At 60.9% G+C, this 18,588-nt stretch carries 19 protein-coding genes; 12 read left to right on the top strand and 7 right to left on the bottom strand.

What is annotated here, in order from left to right; translation table 11 throughout:
- Nucleotides 1–16 precede the first annotated feature (16 nt).
- The 9 genes from LJE98_RS16265 to lpxB all read left to right on the top strand — a co-directional run bounded on the left by LJE98_RS16265 (nt 17) and on the right by lpxB (nt 9,805).
- Nucleotides 17–760 (top strand): isoprenyl transferase, encoded by a 744-nt coding sequence (locus tag LJE98_RS16265; RefSeq protein ID WP_229576274.1) that lies wholly within the window; start codon nt 17–19, stop codon nt 758–760.
- Nucleotides 761–768: 8 nt separating this feature from the next.
- Nucleotides 769–1,602 (top strand): phosphatidate cytidylyltransferase, encoded by an 834-nt coding sequence (locus LJE98_RS16260; RefSeq protein WP_229576471.1) that lies wholly within the window; start codon nt 769–771, stop codon nt 1,600–1,602.
- A 66-nt stretch (nt 1,603–1,668) separates the two neighbouring features.
- Complete coding sequence (rseP, locus tag LJE98_RS16255) at nt 1,669–2,802, top strand: RIP metalloprotease RseP (protein ID WP_229576273.1); 1,134 nt, start codon at nt 1,669–1,671, stop codon at nt 2,800–2,802.
- 195 nt (nt 2,803–2,997) lie between these two features.
- A complete protein-coding gene (gene bamA, locus LJE98_RS16250; protein ID WP_229576272.1) occupies nt 2,998–5,352 on the top strand; it encodes an outer membrane protein assembly factor BamA in 2,355 nt (784 codons plus the stop codon).
- Nucleotides 5,353–5,402: 50 nt separating this feature from the next.
- Nucleotides 5,403–6,467: a UDP-3-O-(3-hydroxymyristoyl)glucosamine N-acyltransferase gene (lpxD, locus tag LJE98_RS16245; protein WP_229576271.1), complete on the top strand. Its 1,065-nt coding sequence runs from the start codon at nt 5,403–5,405 to the stop codon at nt 6,465–6,467.
- Nucleotides 6,460–6,927, top strand: a complete 468-nt coding sequence (fabZ, locus tag LJE98_RS16240; protein ID WP_006728455.1) for a 3-hydroxyacyl-ACP dehydratase FabZ — start codon at nt 6,460–6,462, stop codon at nt 6,925–6,927. The genes lpxD and fabZ overlap by 8 nt, the downstream gene beginning before the upstream one ends.
- Nucleotides 6,924–7,739, top strand: coding sequence for an acyl-ACP--UDP-N-acetylglucosamine O-acyltransferase (gene lpxA / locus LJE98_RS16235; protein WP_229576270.1), 816 nt, complete (start codon nt 6,924–6,926; stop codon nt 7,737–7,739). The genes fabZ and lpxA overlap by 4 nt, the downstream gene beginning before the upstream one ends.
- A 3-nt stretch (nt 7,740–7,742) precedes the next feature.
- Nucleotides 7,743–8,633 carry an LpxI family protein gene (locus LJE98_RS16230; RefSeq protein WP_229576269.1) on the top strand — a complete coding sequence of 297 codons (891 nt, stop codon included), beginning with the start codon at nt 7,743–7,745 and terminating at the stop codon, nt 8,631–8,633.
- Nucleotides 8,630–9,805 (top strand): lipid-A-disaccharide synthase, encoded by a 1,176-nt coding sequence (gene lpxB, locus LJE98_RS16225; RefSeq protein ID WP_229576268.1) that lies wholly within the window; start codon nt 8,630–8,632, stop codon nt 9,803–9,805. Before LJE98_RS16230 ends, lpxB begins: the two co-directional genes overlap by 4 nt.
- 3 nt (nt 9,806–9,808) lie before the next feature.
- Here the strand turns inward: lpxB and LJE98_RS16220 are convergent, their stop codons facing one another.
- Both LJE98_RS16220 and LJE98_RS16215 read right to left on the bottom strand, forming a co-directional pair.
- Nucleotides 9,809–10,999, bottom strand: coding sequence for a GTP-binding protein (locus tag LJE98_RS16220; protein WP_229576267.1), 1,191 nt, complete (start codon nt 10,997–10,999; stop codon nt 9,809–9,811).
- A gap of 93 nt (nt 11,000–11,092) precedes the next feature.
- Nucleotides 11,093–12,223, bottom strand: coding sequence for a zinc ABC transporter substrate-binding protein (locus tag LJE98_RS16215; RefSeq protein WP_229576266.1), 1,131 nt, complete (start codon nt 12,221–12,223; stop codon nt 11,093–11,095).
- Nucleotides 12,224–12,322: 99 nt separating this feature from the next.
- On the opposite strand from LJE98_RS16215, the gene znuC reads away from it, so the two are divergent.
- Genes znuC through LJE98_RS16200 form a run of 3 tightly spaced genes read left to right on the top strand, consistent with a single transcriptional unit; the run spans nt 12,323 to nt 14,421 of the window.
- A complete protein-coding gene (gene znuC, locus LJE98_RS16210) occupies nt 12,323–13,204 on the top strand; it encodes a zinc ABC transporter ATP-binding protein ZnuC (RefSeq protein WP_229576265.1) in 882 nt (293 codons plus the stop codon).
- Entirely contained in the window at nt 13,194–14,009 is an 816-nt protein-coding gene (locus LJE98_RS16205) for a metal ABC transporter permease (protein ID WP_229576264.1), read from the top strand. Before znuC ends, LJE98_RS16205 begins: the two co-directional genes overlap by 11 nt.
- Nucleotides 14,010–14,013: 4 nt before the next feature.
- A complete protein-coding gene (locus LJE98_RS16200; RefSeq protein ID WP_229576263.1) occupies nt 14,014–14,421 on the top strand; it encodes a Fur family transcriptional regulator in 408 nt (135 codons plus the stop codon).
- A gap of 12 nt (nt 14,422–14,433) precedes the next feature.
- Here the strand turns inward: LJE98_RS16200 and LJE98_RS16195 are convergent, their stop codons facing one another.
- From LJE98_RS16195 to LJE98_RS16175, 5 genes are all read right to left on the bottom strand, one after another.
- Nucleotides 14,434–14,961, bottom strand: a complete 528-nt coding sequence (locus LJE98_RS16195) for a gamma carbonic anhydrase family protein (protein ID WP_229576262.1) — start codon at nt 14,959–14,961, stop codon at nt 14,434–14,436.
- 16 nt (nt 14,962–14,977) lie between these two features.
- On the bottom strand, nt 14,978–15,250 hold the full coding sequence (locus tag LJE98_RS16190; protein WP_370660322.1) for a hypothetical protein: 273 nt from the start codon (nt 15,248–15,250) through the stop codon (nt 14,978–14,980).
- A gap of 47 nt (nt 15,251–15,297) precedes the next feature.
- Complete coding sequence (locus LJE98_RS16185) at nt 15,298–16,692, bottom strand: serine hydrolase (protein WP_420710167.1); 1,395 nt, start codon at nt 16,690–16,692, stop codon at nt 15,298–15,300.
- Between the two features lie 167 nt (nt 16,693–16,859).
- Nucleotides 16,860–17,654, bottom strand: a complete 795-nt coding sequence (locus LJE98_RS16180; RefSeq protein ID WP_229576261.1) for a hypothetical protein — start codon at nt 17,652–17,654, stop codon at nt 16,860–16,862.
- A 214-nt stretch (nt 17,655–17,868) separates the two neighbouring features.
- On the bottom strand, nt 17,869–18,477 hold the full coding sequence (locus LJE98_RS16175; RefSeq protein ID WP_229576260.1) for a transglutaminase-like cysteine peptidase: 609 nt from the start codon (nt 18,475–18,477) through the stop codon (nt 17,869–17,871).
- Nucleotides 18,478–18,588 lie beyond the last annotated feature (111 nt).

Genomic DNA, 18,588 nt, shown 5'->3' with positions numbered 1-18,588 from the left:
GCCTGGATCCTCGCCAATGTCGACAATTCATCATCGCATCGTTCCGCAGCATGTTGCGATCATCATGGATGGCAACGGACGCTGGGCGAACGCGCGCGGCTTGCCGCGAACCCTTGGCCACCGCAAGGGGGTCGAGGCGGTCCGTGAGACGGTTAAGGCTGCCGGCGAGGCCGGGATCTCGTTTCTGACCCTGTTTGCCTTCTCGTCCGAAAACTGGCGGCGACCGGAAGCCGAGGTCAACGAACTCTTTGGTCTCCTGAAAGCCTTCATCCGCCGTGATCTGGCCGAACTGCATCGGTCGGGCGTCCGTGTGCGCGTCATCGGAGACCGGCTGAACCTCCGCGACGACATTCTGTCGCTCCTCCTCGAAGCGGAAGAGACGACGGCCGACAATACGGCCATGACCCTCGTGATTGCCTTCAACTACGGATCGCGTGACGAGATCGCACGGGCTGCGGCACGTCTGGCGGTCGAAGTGCGGGCCGGCAGGCTCGATCCGTCCCAGATCGATGCACAAAAGCTCAACGACTTTCTCGATACAGCCGGCATTCCGGATCCGGATCTGGTGATCCGCACGAGCGGCGAGGAGCGTCTGTCGAACTTCCTGCTCTGGCAGGCGGCCTATGCCGAGCTGATGTTCGTGCCCGACTTCTGGCCGGATTTCACGCCGGCGCTGTTCGACAGTGTTCTGGAACGATACGCGGCGCGCGACCGTCGCTTCGGTGGTCTGTCGGACAAAGCCGTGGCGGTTGGCTCATGACCTTGACCATGTCGCGCGAGCTCCAGCTCAGGATCGTCTCAGCCATCGTCTTGGTCGTGGTGGTTCTCGCCGCGACCTGGTTTGGCGGCCTTGCCTTCAAGGCTCTGGCTGCGGCAATCGGTCTGCTGATCTATTACGAGTGGTCCACCATCACACGTCTTGCAGAGGGCAGCCTCAGGTCGAACGCTTTCGGCTGGTTGTCGATGGCGTTGATCAGCCTGAACATGCTCTTCGGAGAGGCCGATATGACAGTGCCGCTCTTTGCCGGTCTTGTTGTAACCATGGCCATTCCGTCCTTTCTCGGCCGCGTGAGCTGGTGGCAGTCTGGCGGTCTGTTCTATGCCGGCCTGAGCGCCATTTCGCTTTCCGCGATCCGGGGTGAGGATTCTCTCGGCTTCATCGCGATGCTTTTTGTCTTCGTCGTTGTCTGGGCGACAGACATTCTGGCTTACTTCGTCGGTCGGGCCGTCGGCGGTCCCAAACTTGCCCCGCGCATATCACCCGGCAAAACCTGGTCAGGCGCCGTTGGTGGCACCGTGGCCGGTGTCGCGGGTGGAATTCTGGTCGCTATGGCCCATTTTCAGGATGTCGGGCTGTGGGTCGGGCTGGTGGCACTGGCGCTGTCGGTTGCAAGCCAGATCGGCGACCTCTTCGAGTCTTTTATCAAGCGGCGATTTGGGGTGAAGGATTCGAGCAAGCTGATTCCTGGCCATGGTGGCGTGATGGACCGCGTCGACGGCCTTGTATTTGCCTGTTTTGCCGCGTTTTTCTTGGCCATCGGCAGTTCTGCCGGAAGTGCCAATGCTGTCGTGTCCATGGGAGCCTTCCTCTTCGGTCTTTGAGGATCGATTCAATCCGGCAACCGACGGCGCCAACCTTCGCCATGAGCGAGATCAGGATACGGATAGATGGATCACATCAGCACAATCTTCAGTTTCCTCGGCGGATATATCCTGCCTTACATCCTGATCCTGTCTGCGCTCGTTTTCATTCATGAATTGGGTCACTACCTTGCAGGGCGCTGGTCGGGCATCCGGATTCTCGCCTTCTCGGTCGGCTTCGGCCCTGAGCTGGTCGGCTTCACTGACAGTCACGGAACCCGCTGGAAGATATCGGCAATCCCGCTTGGCGGCTATGTGCGCTTCTTTGGTGACGCAGATGCTGCCAGCCGTCCCGATGGTTCGATGGTCGAAGAACTGACGGAGCAGGAACGCGCCCAGACACTGAACGGTGCCAAGCTGTGGAAACGCGCCGTGACGGTTGCCGCAGGCCCGATTGCCAACTTCCTGCTCGCCATCGTCATCTTTGCCGGCATGTTCGCGACGATGGGCAAACCCGTGTCGGATCCGGTCGTCGCCGACATCAAGCCTGGCAGCGCAGCTGAGGCTGCCGGAATTGCGCGCGGCGACGTTCTGGTGGCTCTCGATGGTCGCATCATCGAAACCTTCGACGATGTTGTGCGCTACATCACAATGCGGCCGGAAATTCCGGTCGAGGTCACGGTCCGCCGCGATGGTCAGGAGGTCGATTTCGATCTGGTTCCGCATCGGGCCGTAACGACCGATCGCTTCGGCAACGAGATGGAAGTCGGGCAGATTGGCATCATCACCGACCAGCAGGCCGGCAACTTCCGGATCGTGCAGCTATCGCCGGTGGAAGCCGTCTGGGAGGGCGTGCGTCAGACTGGCCACATCATTACCGGTACATTCGATTATATCGGCAACATGATCGCCGGCCGCATGAATGCCGACCAGCTGGGGGGGCCGGTCCGAGTCGTGCAGGCCTCTGGCCAGATGGCGACGCTCGGCGTTATCGCTCTGTTAAATCTGGCGGCGGTTCTTTCCGTTTCGCTGGGGCTTTTGAATTTGTTCCCAGTTCCGGTCCTTGACGGGGGCCATCTGGTTCTCTACGCGATTGAAGCAGTACGGGGGAGACCGATGGGGCAGGGCGCACAGGAAATCGCATTCCGGATTGGTATGGCGATGATCCTGTCTCTGATGGTCTTCGCCACCTGGAACGATATCAGCCGTTTGATTGGCTAGACGGGGGAGCTTGCAGGCCGGGAAAGGATTTGTTTACGATGTTTCAAATCGATAGTGGCGATTGGGCCACGTGTTGAAATGAAGTAAACAGAAATTAACTCGCGCACTTGCTTGTAGGGTAAAACCCGTTAAAACCACACACGGGCCGGAGTCGGGTGCCGACTGCGGGGCAATTGAAGAAGGTATAGTATACACATGAAGGCTGGTTCAAAGTTTTTGAACGCAGTATCGGCGGTCGCGCTGTCTGCTGGTGTCGTGTCTTCGGGCGCAGGTATTGCCGTTCTTGCATCGGTGGTTGCTGCCGAAGCTGCAGTTGTTCAGCGTATTGATGTGCGCGGTGCTCAGCGTGTGGGTGCGGAGGCTGTACGCTCCAATATTTCGATCCAGCCGGGTCGGACCTTCTCCAACTCCGACATCGATGAATCGGTCAAGCGTCTCTACGCGACCGGCTTCTTCTCCGATGTGCAGATCTCTGTATCCGGCGGCACGCTCGTCGTGACCGTTGCTGAAAACCAGCTGATCAACCAGGTCGTCTTCAACGGCAACCGCAAGATCAAGGACGACAAGCTTCAGGCCATCGTCCAGACCCAGGCGCAGGGTCCATATAGCGACAGCCTCATCAGCGCGGACATCGAGCGCATCCGTGAAGCCTATGCCGCGATTGGCCGCAGCGACGTTGAAGTGACGACGCAGGTCGTGACCGTGGCCGAGGGCCGCGTGAACCTCGCTTTCGTCGTCAATGAGGGCGAGCGCACGAAGATCAGCACGATCAATTTCGTTGGCAACAGCGCCTATTCCGACGGTCGCCTTGCCGCCGTCCTGCAGACGAAGGAATCGGGTGTCCTGTCCTTCCTGACTCGCAAGGATGTCTACAATGAGGACAAGTTGCGCGCCGATGAAGAATTGCTGCGCCAGTTCTACTACAACCATGGCTATGCCGACTTCCGCGTGATCTCCTCCGAGGCCGTGTTGAGCGAGACCGGCAACGAATACACGATCAATATCACAGTCGACGAAGGTCAGCGTTACCGCTTTGGTGCCGTTTCGGTCGAGTCGACCGTCGACGGTATCGACGGTTCCGAGCTGCAGGGCCTTCTGGAAACCCGCGAAGGCAATACCTACAGTGCCCGCGATGTTCAGAAGTCGATGGAAGCCATTTCGCGCCGCGTCTCGTCGGCTGGTTATCCTTTCGCTCGCGTCGTTCCGCGCGGTGACCGCAATTTCGAGACCAACACCATCGGCGTGACCTATCTCGTCGACCAGGGTGAGCGCGCTTATGTCGAGCGCATCGAGGTTCGTGGCAATACCCGTACCCGCGACTATGTTATTCGCCGCGAGTTCGATATTTCCGAAGGCGACGCCTTCAACCAGGAAACCATCTCCCGTGCCAAGCGCCGCCTGGAGGCCCTCGGCTTCTTCGCGTCCGTCAACATTTCGACCCAGACCGGCAGCTCGCCGGACCGCGTCGTGGTCATCGTGGATGTACAGGATCAGCCGACCGGCTCGTTCGGCATCGGTGCCGGTTATTCCGTCGGTGACGGTGGCCTGGTTCTCGAAGCTTCTGTCGAAGAAAAGAACTTCCTCGGTCGCGGCCAGTTCATCCGCCTCGCGGCCGGTGGTGGTTTCGACGACACGCAGACCTACAACTTCTCTTTCACCGAGCCCTATTTCCTCGGTTACCGTCTGGCCGCCGGCTTCGACCTCTTCAAGAGCTCGACCAGCAGCAACTCGGAATACGATTACGAAGAGCAGGGCGGCACGATCCGCGTGACCGCGCCGATCACCGAAGATCTGGCAACGACTCTGCGTTACACCTACAAGACCATCGATTACATCAATGATGGCGCGTTCGGGACCGACGGTGTTGCCGGCGGTGGTGATGACACGATCGCAGATCCCTATATTGACGCGATCAGCGGCAGCACCTGGAAGCAGTCGATCCTCGGTCATTCGATCGTCTACAACACGGTCGACGATCGGCAGAACCCGCATGAGGGCATTTATGCGAGCTTTACGCATGAATATGCCGGCCTCGGTGGCGATTCCGAATACTACAAGGCTTACATCCGCGCCCGCATGTTCTACACGCTGTCGGACGAGTTCGACATCGTCGGTTCGTTGGCCGGTTCGGCTGGTCACGTCGTCGCTCTCGGCGACAACCTGAACGTCTTCGAGCAGTTCAAGATTGGCGGCAAGGAAGTTCGCGGCTTCGACAACAGCGGTATCGGCCCGCGTATGGGTGACGACTCGATCGGCGGCACGACCTACTTCGCAGCCTCCGCCGAAGCCACTTTCCCGCTTCCGATGGTCCCGCAGGATCTGGGCTTCCGCGGTGCAGTCTTTGCCGACGCCGGAACACTGTTCGGCAGCGACCTGGCGAGCGATGGCGGTGCCCAGGGGACGAGCATGTCGCTCCGTGCTTCGGTTGGCGCAGGTGTGATCTGGAATTCGCCCTTCGGCGCTCTTCGTGTCGACTACGCGGTTCCGGTCGCCAAGGAAGACTTCGACGAGACCCAGGAATTCCGCTTCAGCATGGCGAACCAGTTCTAATACTGGTGGTCCAGAACTGCTGACAGTTTGACGTTCTGGAGCGTTTGCTGATGGAGCATAATCATTTCTTTCCGCCCCATTCAGGGGTGACCTTGGCTGCGCTTGCGCAGCAGACGGGGGCGGAATTGCAGGACGAGAGCCATGGTGAGCGGATCGTTCGATCCGTGTCGCCGGTGGCGCGCGCAAAGGACGGGGATGTGTGCTACATCCTCTCCCGCCGCAACCGTGATGAGCTGGCGACATGCCAGGCGACGGCGATTTTCTGCGAAAAGCCGCTTCTGTCCCTCATCCCCGCACATATTCCCGTTCTGGTCGCCAAAAGTGCCCATACCGCATTTGCGCTTGCAGGTGCTCTTCTGCATCCTCAGGGGCTGAAGCCGGCGCTTACGACATCGGAGCCGGCGAAGATTTCGCCAGCGGCCTATGTCGATCCCTCCGCAAGTCTGGAGCCCGGCGTCGAGATCGAGCCGATGGCTGTCATCGGTGCCGATGTCGAAATCGGCAGCGGGACCCGTATCGGGCCTGGCGCCGTTATCGGGCCGGGCGTCCGCATTGGCCGCGACTGCGTGATTGCCGGTGGCGCGACAGTCCAGGTGGCCCTTATCGGTAACAATGTCATCATCCACAACGGTGCCCGCATCGGCCAGGACGGCTTCGGCTATGCGCCGGGTCCCCGTGGCATGCTCAAGATCGTTCAGGTTGGCCGCGTCATCATCCAGGATCACGTCGAGATTGGTGCCAACACCACGATCGATCGTGGCACCATGGACGATACGGTAATCGGCGAGGGCACCAAGATCGACAATCTGGTCCAGGTTGGTCACAACGTTCGCATCGGGCGTCATTGTGGCATTGTGAGCCAGGTTGGCATTGCCGGCAGCACGGTCATCGGGGATGGGGTCATGATTGGCGGCGCCGCCGGCGTGAATGGTCATATCAAGATTGGCGACGGCGCACAGATTGCCGCCATGAGCGGCGTTCTTGCAGACGTGCCCCCGGGCGAGAGATACGGCGGTGTTCCGGCCCGCCCGTTGAAGGATTATCTGCGCGAGGTAGCGGACACATTGAGCCGCTACGACGGCCGCGCCAAGGACAAGGGAGCCAGCAATGACTGAACTCGCGAAGAGCGAATTGGGATCGGCTGATATCCTCGAGATCATGAAGCTTCTGCCCCACCGCTACCCCTTCCTGCTGGTGGACAAGATCATTGAGATCGACGGTGACAATTCTGCCATCGGCATCAAGAACGTCACGGCCAACGAGCCGCATTTCACCGGCCATTTTCCGGAAAGCCCGATCATGCCCGGCGTGCTTCTGATCGAAGGCATGGCGCAGACTGCCGGTGCGATCTGTGCCCGGTTGCAGGGCGAGGGTGGAAATCTCGTCTACTTCATGACGATCGACAATGCCCGCTTCCGCAAGCCGGTTGTGCCGGGTGATCGAGTCGAATTCCACGTCGTGAAGCAGAAGCAGCGCGGCAATATCTGGAAATTCCATTGCGACGCCAAGGTCGACGGCGCACTGGTCGCCGAGGCCGACATCGGTGCCATGATCATGCGCAAGGATCAGAAATGAGCCAGATCGCCGCAAGCGCCGTCATCCATCCGATGGCCGTGGTCGAAGACGGCGCGGTGATCGGTGAGAATGTCCGGATTGGACCCTTCTGCCGCGTCGGTCCGCGTGTCACGCTGAAGGACGGTGTCGAGCTCCTGTCGAACGCTGTTGTGACCGGATTGACCGAAATCGGCGCCGGCACGCAGATCCACCCGATGGCCGTGATCGGCGGTGTATCGCAGAGCCTCCACGAGGCGGGCGTAGATTCCAGACTGGTCGTCGGCGCGAACTGCACAATGCGCGAAGGCGTGACGATGAACTGCGGCACGGTCGGCGGCGGCGGTATTACGCAGGTCGGCGACAACTGCCTGTTCCTTGCGAATTCGCATGTCGCGCATGACTGCATTCTCGGCAGCGGGATTATTCTCTCCAACAATGTCATGCTCGCCGGGCATGTCCGCGTCGAGGACAAGGCCATCCTCAGTGGCGGCTGCGCCGTGCATCAGTTCGTCCGTATCGGTCGTCAGGCGTTCATCGGCGGACTGTCCGCCGTCGCCTATGATGTCATTCCCTATGGCATGCTGAATGGGAACCCGGGCATCCTGGGCGGCCTCAATGTGGTCGGCATGAGCCGGTCCGGCATCGAGCGTTCGGTCATCCATCAGGTCCGTCGCGCCTTCAAGCAGATCTTCGAGAGCGAAGGCTCGGCCCGTGCCAATGCAGCCGAGATCCGCGACGAATATCTCGACTGCCCGCCGGCGATCGAAATCCTCGACTTCATCGCGGCTGAAAGCGACCGGGCTCTGTCTTCGCCCCATCGCGGCAAGACCTGATCCATGACGGCGGCCGCGCACCGTGACGGCCTGCCGCGGACCGGTCGCCTCGCGATCATCGCTGGCAGCGGAAAACTGCCGCTCTTCCTGGCCGAGGCTGCACGCGAGGCAGGCGAAGATCCATTTGTTCTCAGACTGAAAAATGAGGCTGACGACATCTGGCAAGGGTTCGACACTGCGGTGATCGGTATCGGCGACATGGCAGGCCTTTCCGCCCTGTTCCGTCAGCATGATATCCGTCGGGTGGTGATGTCGGGTGCCGTCAAGCGACGCCCGGCCTTTGGCGATATCCGGGTCAACTGGAAATCCCTCCTGAAACTTCCCAGTGCGCTGAAGACCCTGCTGGCCGGCGGTGACGATGCCGTGTTGCGCATGGTGATCTCGCTGATCGAAGCGCAGGGCTGCGAAGTGCTCGGTGCACACGAGATCCTTCCAGGTCTGCTGGCAACGGTTGGACCGCTCGGGGCGGTTTCCCCGGACGCCGATGCGTTGAAGGATATCGGCAGGGCCGCGGATGCCGCCGAAACGCTTGGCAGGCTCGATGTGGGGCAGGGGGCGGTTGCAGTCGGCGGCCGTATCGTAGCCCTGGAAGGCGTCGAAGGTACCGACGCCATGCTGGCCCGGGTGCAGGGATTGCGCGCAGAGGGCAGGATCTCGCAACGCCGCAAGGGCGTTCTGGTCAAACTCTGCAAGCCGCAGCAGGATCTGCGGGCAGATCTGCCGACCATAGGGGTCTCGACTGTTGCGAACGCCAAGGCCGCAGGGCTCGCTGGCATTGCCGTCGAAGCCGGGCGGGCGCTCGTGGTCGAGCGCGACGCGATGATCGTGGCTGCGGATGCTGCCGGCATTTTCGTCGTCGGCATAGACCGGTCAAACAAGGAGCTTGGATCGTGAGCGATAAACCGCTGAAGATCGCCGTGATTGCCGGCGAAGTCTCCGGTGACTTGCTCGGCGCGGATCTCATCGCGCAAGTCAAAGCCATGCATCAGGGACCCGTCGAACTCGTCGGCGTCGGCGGTGACGCGCTCGAGGTGCAAGGCTTGAAATCGCTCTTCGATTTTTCCGAGCTCTCGATCATGGGCATTACCCAGGTCCTGTCGAAACTGCCGCGCCTCATCAAGCTGATCTCGCTGACGGCGGATGCGATCATCAAGGCAGAGCCTGATCTGCTGTTGATCGTCGACAGCCCGGATTTCACCCATCGTGTGGCCAGAAAGGTGCGGCAAAAGCTTCCCGACCTGACCGTGGTCAATTATGTCTGCCCGAGCGTTTGGGCCTGGAAGGAATACCGCGCCAAGGCCATGCTCGACTATGTCGATGCGGTGCTGGCGGTCCTGCCCTTCGAGCCTGCCGTCATGCAGCAGCTCGGCGGTCCGGAAACCTATTTTGTTGGCCATCGTCTATCGAGCCACCCCGATATCCGGCGCGTTCGCGAATCCCGCAAGGCGAGAGGCGCAAGAGCGGAGGGCGAGGGCCGCACCATTCTCCTGTTGCCAGGGTCACGTGGCAGCGAGATCACGCAGCTTTTGCCGGTCTTTGGCGAGGCCATGCAGGAGTTCGTCGCCCGCAATGGCGAGACGCGTTTCGTCCTGCCGACCGTCGCGCGACAGGAGGCGCGAGTGCGCGAGATCACGCGGGACTGGGCGCTCAGGCCGGAGATTGTCCTTGGCGACGATGCAAAGTGGCGCGCCTTCGAGCAGGCGGACGCTGCGATCGCCGCCTCCGGCACTGTGATCCTGGAACTCGCACTTGCGCATGTGCCCGTCGTCTCCACCTACAGGGGCGACTGGATCATCCGCCTCCTCGCCAACCGTATCAAGATCTGGACCGGCGCTCTGCCGAACCTGATTGCGGACTATGCCGTGGTCCCGGAATATTTCAACGACGTGCTTCGGCCGGCAAGCCTTGTGCGTTGGTCGGAGCGACTGTCGCTCGACACGCCGCAGCGCGCAGCGATGCTGAGCGGATATGACGACGTCTGGCGCAAGCTGCAAACAGAACGGCCCGCCGGTGAAACCGGCGCAGCGGTTGTTCTGTCCGTCCTGCAAAAGCGCGGAAAGATCTGATCCTCAGGCCCAACGGGCGAAGGGGTCGGCAAGTCCTTCCCAGGCTGTCGGCTTAAAGGCGCTCGCGGATACGAGACAATCGTCCAGTTCGGCGGTGATCCGGTGCTGATCCATCGGATCAGCACCGATGAAGACAATCTCCTGCCGCCGGTCCCCCCATTCCTTGTCGAGATAGGGCGTCATCGCGTTGAGGAAGGCCGGGTCGTCGGGCCAGCGAGATTTCGGCACAGACGCCCACCACAATCCCATCTTGGTCGTCCGGACGAGCGGGCCGGCCTGGCTCAATTCCCCGACATGATGCGGGCGTGTGGCGAGCCAGAAGAAACCTTTCGCACGGATGACGCCCGGCCAGGAGCGATCGAGAAAGGCCCGGAAGCGGGTTGGGTCGAACGGTGCGCGGGCGCGGTAGACGAAGGAGCGGATCCCATATTCCTCCGTTTCTGGAAGATGATCGCGGAAGCCGTGCAGTTCCTGGAACCACAATGGATGCGTCTCGGCTTTGGCAAAATCGAAGAGCCCGGTCCCGAGGATGTCCTTTGCCGCCACATGGGCAAAGTCGGTCTCGATGACGCGGGCATCGGCATTCAGACCCGCAATGATCTTGCGCGCCGCATCGAGCTGCTCGGAGGTCGCCGTGCTGACCTTGTTGAGAATGATCACATCGGCGAATTCGATTTGTTCGACGAGCAGATCGACCAGTGTTCGGTTGTCGTTTTCGCCAGCAGTCTCGCCGCGATCGGCAAGAAAATCGCTCGAGGAATAGTCGCCGATGAGATTGGCGGCATCGACGACCGTCACCATCGTGTCCAATCGGGCAATGTCGGAGAGGCTACGGCCCTCGTCGTCGCGAAAGTCGAAGGTGGTGGCAATCGGCAGGGGTTCGGCTATGCCGGTCGCCTCGATCAGCAGATAATCAAAGCGTCCCTGTTCGGCGAGTCCGCGCACCTCGTTCAAGAGGTCGTCCCGCAATGTGCAACAGATGCAGCCATTGCTCATTTCCACCAGTTGTTCCTGCGTGCGGGAAAGCGCAGCGTCCCCGCCACGCACAAGCGCCGCATCGATATTCACCTCACTCATGTCGTTGACGATCACGGCGACCCGCAAACCGTCTCGATTGGCGAGGACATGGTTGAGCAGGGTCGTCTTGCCGGCCCCCAGAAATCCGGAGAGGACGGTTACGGGAAGCTTTTTCATGGAATGACTCAAATTAATGTAATAACATAACATCATCGGGCCGGAAAAAGGCGGAGCCGAGGTTCCGCCTTTCGCGCCCGGGGAGGGACCAGATTATTGTGAGAGGCAGTCGCTCATGGAGGTGGCAAGATTGCGCATCAACTGGCCATAGAGGGCTGGTCCAGCCTCGAGCGCACCGCCCTCGGGATCAAGAACACCAGACTTGGCCTGCGTGCCCTCGGTCACAACGCCGATCAGCTTTGGTTCGAACTGCGGTTCGGCAAACACGCAGGCCGCTCCGAGCTCCTCGATCTTGGCATGGATGGTCGACAGCCGCTCGGCACCCGGCATGGATTCAGGGCTGACGGTGACCGATCCTGCCACTCGCACGCCATAGCGATTCTCGAAATACTGATAGGCATCGTGAAAGACGATGAAGGGCTTCTCGAGCACTGGCTTCAGCTGCGTGGCAATCTCCGTGTCGAGCGCCTGGATTTCGATGTCGAGAGCAGCGAGATTGGCCTCATAGGCAGTCTTGTTCACGGGATCGGCTTCGCTCAGGCTCTTGGCGATTGCGGCTGCCATGGCCTTGGCATTGGTCGGGTCGAGCCACAGATGCATGTCGGTTCCGCCATGCCCTTCTTCGGCGTGATCGTGCGCCTCCGGAGCATGGCTCTCGTGTGCGTGGTTATCGCCGGCCTCTGCGGCGTCTTCCGCCGCATGGTCGTGTCCGCCTTCATGGGCGTGTACGGCTTCGGTGTGATCTGACTGGCCGGCTTCTTCAGCGCCGTGATCATGAGCATGGTCCTCGCTGCCTTCATGGGCGTGACCCTCGTCATTCTCGCCATCTTCAGCTTGCTCGCCGTGGTCGTGCCCCTCAAAGGCGCCGCCCTCGCGAAACGACAGCGTGGTCAGTCCTGGCGCGTCTTCGAGCTCGACCACCTTGGCCTTCTTCGGCAAAGCCTCCAGTGGCTTGTCCAGGAAGGCTTCGAGGCCCGGGCCAATCCAAAACACGAGATCTGCATTCTCCAGCGCGCGGGCATTCGATGGCTTCAGTGTGTAGGTGTGCGGGGAGGCCGCACCCTCGACGATCAATGAGGGTTCGCCGATGCCCTTCATGATCGAGGCGACGAGCGAGTGCACGGGTTTGATTGAAACCACGACGTCAGGAGCCGCCGAGGCGAGGGTGGGGGACAGGAAAAGAAGCGTTGTCGAGGCAGCCAGTCCAAGGCGATTGCAGGTCATGCAGAGCTCCCAATGTCGTTATGTAATACAATTACGTCCGTTGCGTAATGCTATAACGTGTGGCATAGGAGGTGGCAATATGAAAATCTCGAGAAACCCATGAATGCCATGAAATCACGGGAGGCCGCACCGCTGGTGTCACTCGCCGGCGCTGGTGTCTACCGCAACGGGCGTTGGCTCGTACGCGGGGTGGACTTCTCCGTTCGCCCGGGCGAAATCGTCACGCTGATCGGCCCGAACGGCTCTGGCAAGTCGACAAGCGCCAAGATGGCCATTGGTGTCATGAAGGCCGACGAGGGGAGGGTCGAGCGCAAGGCCGGCCTACGGGTCGGATACGTGCCGCAACGTCTGGCGGTCGACTGGACGATGCCGCTCACCGTGCGGCGCCTGATGACCCTGACGGCGCCTCTGCCGGCGGAAGAGGTTGACGCAGCACTCCAGGCTGTCGGCATTGCCCATCTCGCCGGGGCCGAGGTTCAGCATCTCTCCGGCGGGGAATTTCAGCGGGCCCTGCTTGCCCGCGCCATGGCGCGAAAGCCGGATATCTTGGTCCTCGACGAACCGGTCCAGGGCGTCGATTTCTCAGGCGAGATTGCGCTGTATGCCCTCATCACATCCATTCGCAATGCGACCGGATGTGGCATCTTGCTGATTTCACACGACCTTCACGTGGTCATGGCGGAGACCGACACGGTGATCTGCCTCAACGGTCACGTCTGTTGCCGGGGAACACCGGCTGCCGTCAGCCAGAGCCCGGAATACATGCGGCTCTTCGGCGCCAAGGCAGCGCAAACGCTCGCCGTCTACAGCCATGAACATGACCACACGCACCTGCCCGATGGCCGCGTGCAGCATGCTGACGGAAGCGTGACCGATCACTGCCATCCGGAAGATGGCCACCACCATGGCGATGATCACCACGAAGACCATGACCATGGCCATGGCCACCATAAGAACCGGGAGCACGACCATGCTGGATGACTTTTTCGTCCGCGCCATGCTCGCCGGCATCGGCCTTGCGCTCACGACCGGGCCGCTCGGCTGTTTCGTGATCTGGCGGCGGATGGCCTATTTCGGCGACACCATGGCCCATTCGGCCCTGCTTGGCGTGGCGCTCTCGCTCTTCTTTTCACTCAACCTCATGGTCAGCGTCTTCGTGGTCGCTGCGCTCGTCTCGCTGATCCTCATCGTCCTGCAGAAGCGACAGGGGCTTTCGGCGGATGCGCTGCTCGGCATCCTCAGCCACGCGACCCTGGCAATCGGCCTTGTCATGGTCGCCTTCATGACCTGGGTCCGGTTCGACCTCATCGCCTTCCTCTTCGGCGACATCCTGGCCGTGACGCCGACGGATGTCGCCATCGTCTGGATCGGTGGCCTCTTCGTGGTAGCCATCATTGCCTGGCTCTGGCGGCCGCTGCTCGCCGGCACGGTCAATGTCGAACTCGCCGAAGCCGAGGGCATGCAGCCTGAACGGGCGCGGATCATCTTCATGCTGCTGATGGCACTCGTGATTGCCATCGCAATGAAGATCGTCGGCATCATGCTGATCACCTCGCTGCTGATCATTCCGGCCGCCGCTGCCCGACGGTTTGCCACGACGCCGGAAGTCATGGCGGTGCTCGCTTCGGTGATCGGGGCCGTTTCTGTCGTCATGGGTCTCTTCGGCTCGCTGACCTATGATACGCCGTCCGGACCGTCGATCGTGGTCGCCGCGCTCCTGCTCTTCATCATCAGCCTGTTGCCCCGACCGGGCGGCCGGACAACCGACCTTCGACCGAGGGCCTGACCCCATGACCAAGACCGATCTCACGCGCAATCAGTCACTCGTCTTCGACGCGCTCGTGGACAGCGACGGGCCGCTCTCGGCCTATACGCTGCTTGATCGGCTGAGGGAGCATGGTTTTCGCGCGCCGCTGCAGGTCTACCGTGCGCTCGACAAGCTCGTCGAGTTCGGCATGGTCCATCGGCTTGAAAGCCTGAATGCTTTTGTCGCATGCGCGCATCCGCATGACGGCTGCTCGGGGCACGGCACCGTGGCCTTCATGATCTGCAACAAGTGCGGTCATGTGACGGAGTTTCACGACCATGACGTCGATCATCGGCTGGAAACCATTACCCGAAGCCGCAGCTTCAAGCCGGAAAAGACAACGATCGAGATCAGGGGATTGTGCGCGACCTGCACCGAGATCGCGGCCTGACGGCGGCAGCGCCTAGAGGGGCTGCAGCTCCGAGGCAAAACTGCGCCAGTTGCGCACGTAATTCTGGGCAGAAAGCCTCAGTCCCGCAATCGCCGCGTCGTCGAGCGTCCGCACGACCCGTGCCGGTGAACCGACGATGAGGGAATTGTCCGGGAAGCTCTTGCCCTCGGTGATCAGCGCATTGGCGCCGACGAGGCAGTTGTCGCCGATCCGGGCACCGTTCAGCACCGTTGCGCCCATGCCGATCAGTGAGTTGTTTCCGATTGTGCAGCCATGAATGATGGCATGATGGCCGATGGTGCAGCCCTCGCCGATCTTCACCCCCTTGCCGGGATCGGTATGCACCATCACGCCATCCTGGATGTTCGAACCCTCGCCGATCACGATTGGATCGTTGTCGCCACGCAGAACCGCCCCGAACCAAATGCCGACATCATCGCCGATCTGCACATCGCCGATGACCTGCGCATTCGGTGCGATCCAGTACGCGCCTGTGGGCGGCAGTTTCGGAACCCTGTCTCCCAGACGGTAGATCGGCATCGTCGGATCCGTGTCCTCAGCGCAGGCGCAGGATGACCGGGAAGCGCCCGGCCTGGGACGAAATGTGGAGATGGATGCTGGCTTCCGGTTGCGAATACCGCCAGGCGCGGGCCCCGTGCGAAAGCAGAAGTCCGATCAGATCCTTGGTCTTGGAGCGCTTCTCCCGAAAGCCGATCTCGGTGAGACGGTAGGCTGCTTCATGGAGCGGGTGCAGCATGTTGTTGGCCGACGTCAGGCCGCTATTGTCCTGATCATCGACGGGTTGATATCTGAAGTCTTTCGTTGCCATTCCGTATTCCTCGTAAACAGTACAAGTCGAGGTGCGGGGTGACCGTGTTACTGGGCGGCGGCCCAGCAACCGATACCCTTCTTCTTCAAGGCATTGCAGGCGTGGACTGCGTCCTTCTGGTCGTCAAATCCACCGAACCGGGCGCGGTAGATCTGCTTGGCGCCGTCGCCATAGGCAACGGTGAAGGGGGTGGCGGAACGCAATACCTTGCCGCCTTTATCCTGCGCTGTGCGCAGAAGATCCATGGCCAGATCCTTGTCCGGCGACGTGCCGATCTGGACCACCCAGCCGGAACGCGGCGCGGTGGATGCTGTGGTGACGCTGTCGATTTCTGTCGGTGTCGCGGAAGCGGCAGCGACGGACTGGGTGACATCTGCCGGCTCCACCGCTGCTCCAGAATTCGGCATATAGGCGGGGGCGGGCTGAGGCACTGGAACAGCGTCGCGGGAACTTGCTGCAGGCGCGGTCGGCCGCATGGTTTCCAGAGCCGCACTGGCGGCATTGACTGCCGGCGAAGCGGCATAGGCCTGCGCCACGCCGTTATAACGGACACTCGGCAGAGGGCCGGTCTGCGGCAGGTTCGGCACGCCAGCGTCGCCGATGGAGGCCGTCGCCTGAGCGGGAGCCATGGACGTGTCGTTTTTCGCAATGAGCTTGCCACCGCCACGCGAACTCGAGGCTTCGGGGAAGTAGCGATTGACGAGACTGGTCATCTGCGCGTTTCGGCGAGCTCCGGACGTTGCACCGAGCACGACTGCCACGATCGATCGGCCATCAGCCTCTGCGGAGGTCGCGAGATTGTAGCCGGCAGCGCGAGTGTAACCCGTCTTGATGCCGTCTACGCCGCGCACCTGGCCAAGCAGACGGTTGTGGTTTCCAATCGTCTGCTTGCCGAACCGGAAGCTGCGGGTGGAGAAATAACCGTAATACTGCGGGAAGTGCTGGCGAAGTGCGATGCTGAGCCGAGCCTGATCACGCGCAGTCGTCATTTGCGCCGTGTTCGGCAGACCATGGGCATTGCGATAGGTGGTCTTCGTCATGCCGAGACTGCGCGCCTTGGCGGTCATCATCTGAGCAAAGCGCTGCTCGGACCCGCCGACATATTCGGCAAGTGCCGTCGCAACGTCATTGGCGGAACGCGTTACGAGCGACAGGATCGCCTGCTCGACGGTGATGCTGCGCCCCGTGCCGACACCGAGTTTCGATGGCGGCTCCTTGGCAGCATTTGCCGAGAACGGCACCTTGCTGTTGAGGGTGATGCGGCCGGCCTCCAGCGCCTCGAAGACCATATAGAGCGTCATCATCTTGGTCAGCGACGCGGGATAGCGCAGGCTGTCGGCATTTTCGCTGTAGAGAACCTTGCCCGTTTTGACGTCGATGACGATCCCGGCATATTTGGGATTGGCTTGGGCCACGCTGGAGGCGGCGACCGTTGTTACGATAACCGCAACTGCTGCGACGACGAACCGACGAAGGGCGGCGGCGAAGTTGTAGCTTCCCAGAACTTTGTGCACCACGATACTCTTTAATTGCGTAATTGACGACCGGACGCTTTCCCCCAATCGCGACCATCTCTATCGACCCTACGGAATGAGCCTTACCAAGAAGTTTATGATGAACGGTCGGTTGACGCTTTGAGTGGATTTTTAGACGTCCCGCTGGAAGAGACCGCTCTGCTATGGCTCTTCACATAGGTGCGCACGGCGTCATCAATGGCCTGCCAGTCTGGGAGCAGGCGGCTCGAAAAGCGGTAGAGAACGCTCAGGTCCTCGCCGACATGAATGTCGCGCTGGCAGTCGCTGCTACCGCCATTCTCGGGCAATTCGGGCAGCGTGCAGCGAATTGCGTATTGTTGCCCATCGGGCAGTGTCCCCGTGAGAAGGCTCTCACCTTCATAGCCGGTCGCGCTCCGGAACCTGTGTATTTCAAGGCCACCCGGCCCCGGATCAGATCCTGGGTTGATCAAGTGTCTGTAGATGGGGTCCACCCGACCGGACATGTCCCGTGACATTGTGCTCTGGGACATCTGCAGGAAGATCAGGCTGTGTGCGAGGCTGAGATCGTCGAACCGTCTCCGCTCTGCGCTGGAATAGCCGGTGAGTTCCGGCCATAGCAGGTAGAGATCAACACGTTCGGCGTTCCCGCCCAGGCGCTGCTGTTCGAATCGGATCGTGTTGGCCGGGAGCGAGAGCTGGTCTCTCCCAATGGTGATCTCGACGATCTCGGTGCTTTCTGTATGTCCCGCAAGAGAGAGGCGCTCTCCATAGGCGCGTCCGAACCAGCTGATGGCGACCGAGGCTGCGGAGAGAAGAAGAACGGCAAGCGTCACGAGCACCAGGAAGCGCGTTGAGATCAGTGGCGCCTGTTCGTCCTCTGGTTCCAATTCGCCTGCCCCAGCCCGCATGTCGGCTCCATCCTCTGGGCGGAACGTCGTCGACGCGTTCTCGCCTAAGAGCAGATTTCGGCTGGCATGGTTAATTTGCGGTTAAGGGCAGGCGCAAAGGCGTGCGGCGGACAAAAGGAGAGCCGGTCCCGGTTGGACGGGACCGGCTCATTGGCTCCGGTCGGGGGACGGGTAGGCGGGGACAGACCGGGCCAGAAGAAGGCGGCGGCGTGGCTTATTGGGATACGCTGCCAACGGCGCCGGCGCGTCCGTCCTGGAGTTTCACCCAGCGGCTGGGTTGGCTGGACGACTGACGCTTCAGATAGGTGTATTCGGTCTCGGACCACAGCAGCACCTTGTTGCGCATGTTGTCGAGAATGAAGTCGCCGTGGTCCGTGCGGATGGTCAGAACGGCATGCCCCTCTCCATTCGGCTGCAAGACGACGGTCATCAGGAGGTCGGCTGGGTCGACACCGCGATCGATCAGCATCTTGCGCTTGAGCAGGGCAAAATCTTCGCAGTCTCCGACGCTCCTGGGATAGGCCCACCGCTCCTCGACGCCGTAGATCTCAAGGTCGGTGAGGGGGGTGATCGAGCTGTTGACGGTGTAGTTCACCTCAAGAATGCTCTTCCAGAGTGCTTCGGTCAGCTGCATCGGGCCGCTGTCGACCTGGCTTCCTGCGCATTCGCCGGCATAGGTCCGGCAGAATTCGTAGTGACCGATGGGCGGATTTGCCTTGCCTACGATCTGCATGTTGGCCGGCATGGCCGAAACCTGGAAGGCCAGTGCGCCGAGGATGGCGGCGGCCAGAGTTCCAATACCCAGAGTTTTCTTTGTTGTCATTGGTTGTCTCCTGGTGATGGAGATAGCAATGACAGGGAAAATTTGATGCGCCGCGAAGAATAGCGCTAAGATAAAAGGCGAAATAGATGAAAAGCAAAATCTATATTTAGA

The sequence above is a fragment of the Rhizobium sp. 'Codium 1' genome, assembly GCF_020889605.1.
In the GTDB taxonomy this organism is placed as follows: domain Bacteria; phylum Pseudomonadota; class Alphaproteobacteria; order Rhizobiales; family Rhizobiaceae; genus Allorhizobium; species Allorhizobium algae.
Note: the sequence above shows the minus strand (reverse complement) of the source record. Positions and strands in the feature narration are given on the sequence as shown.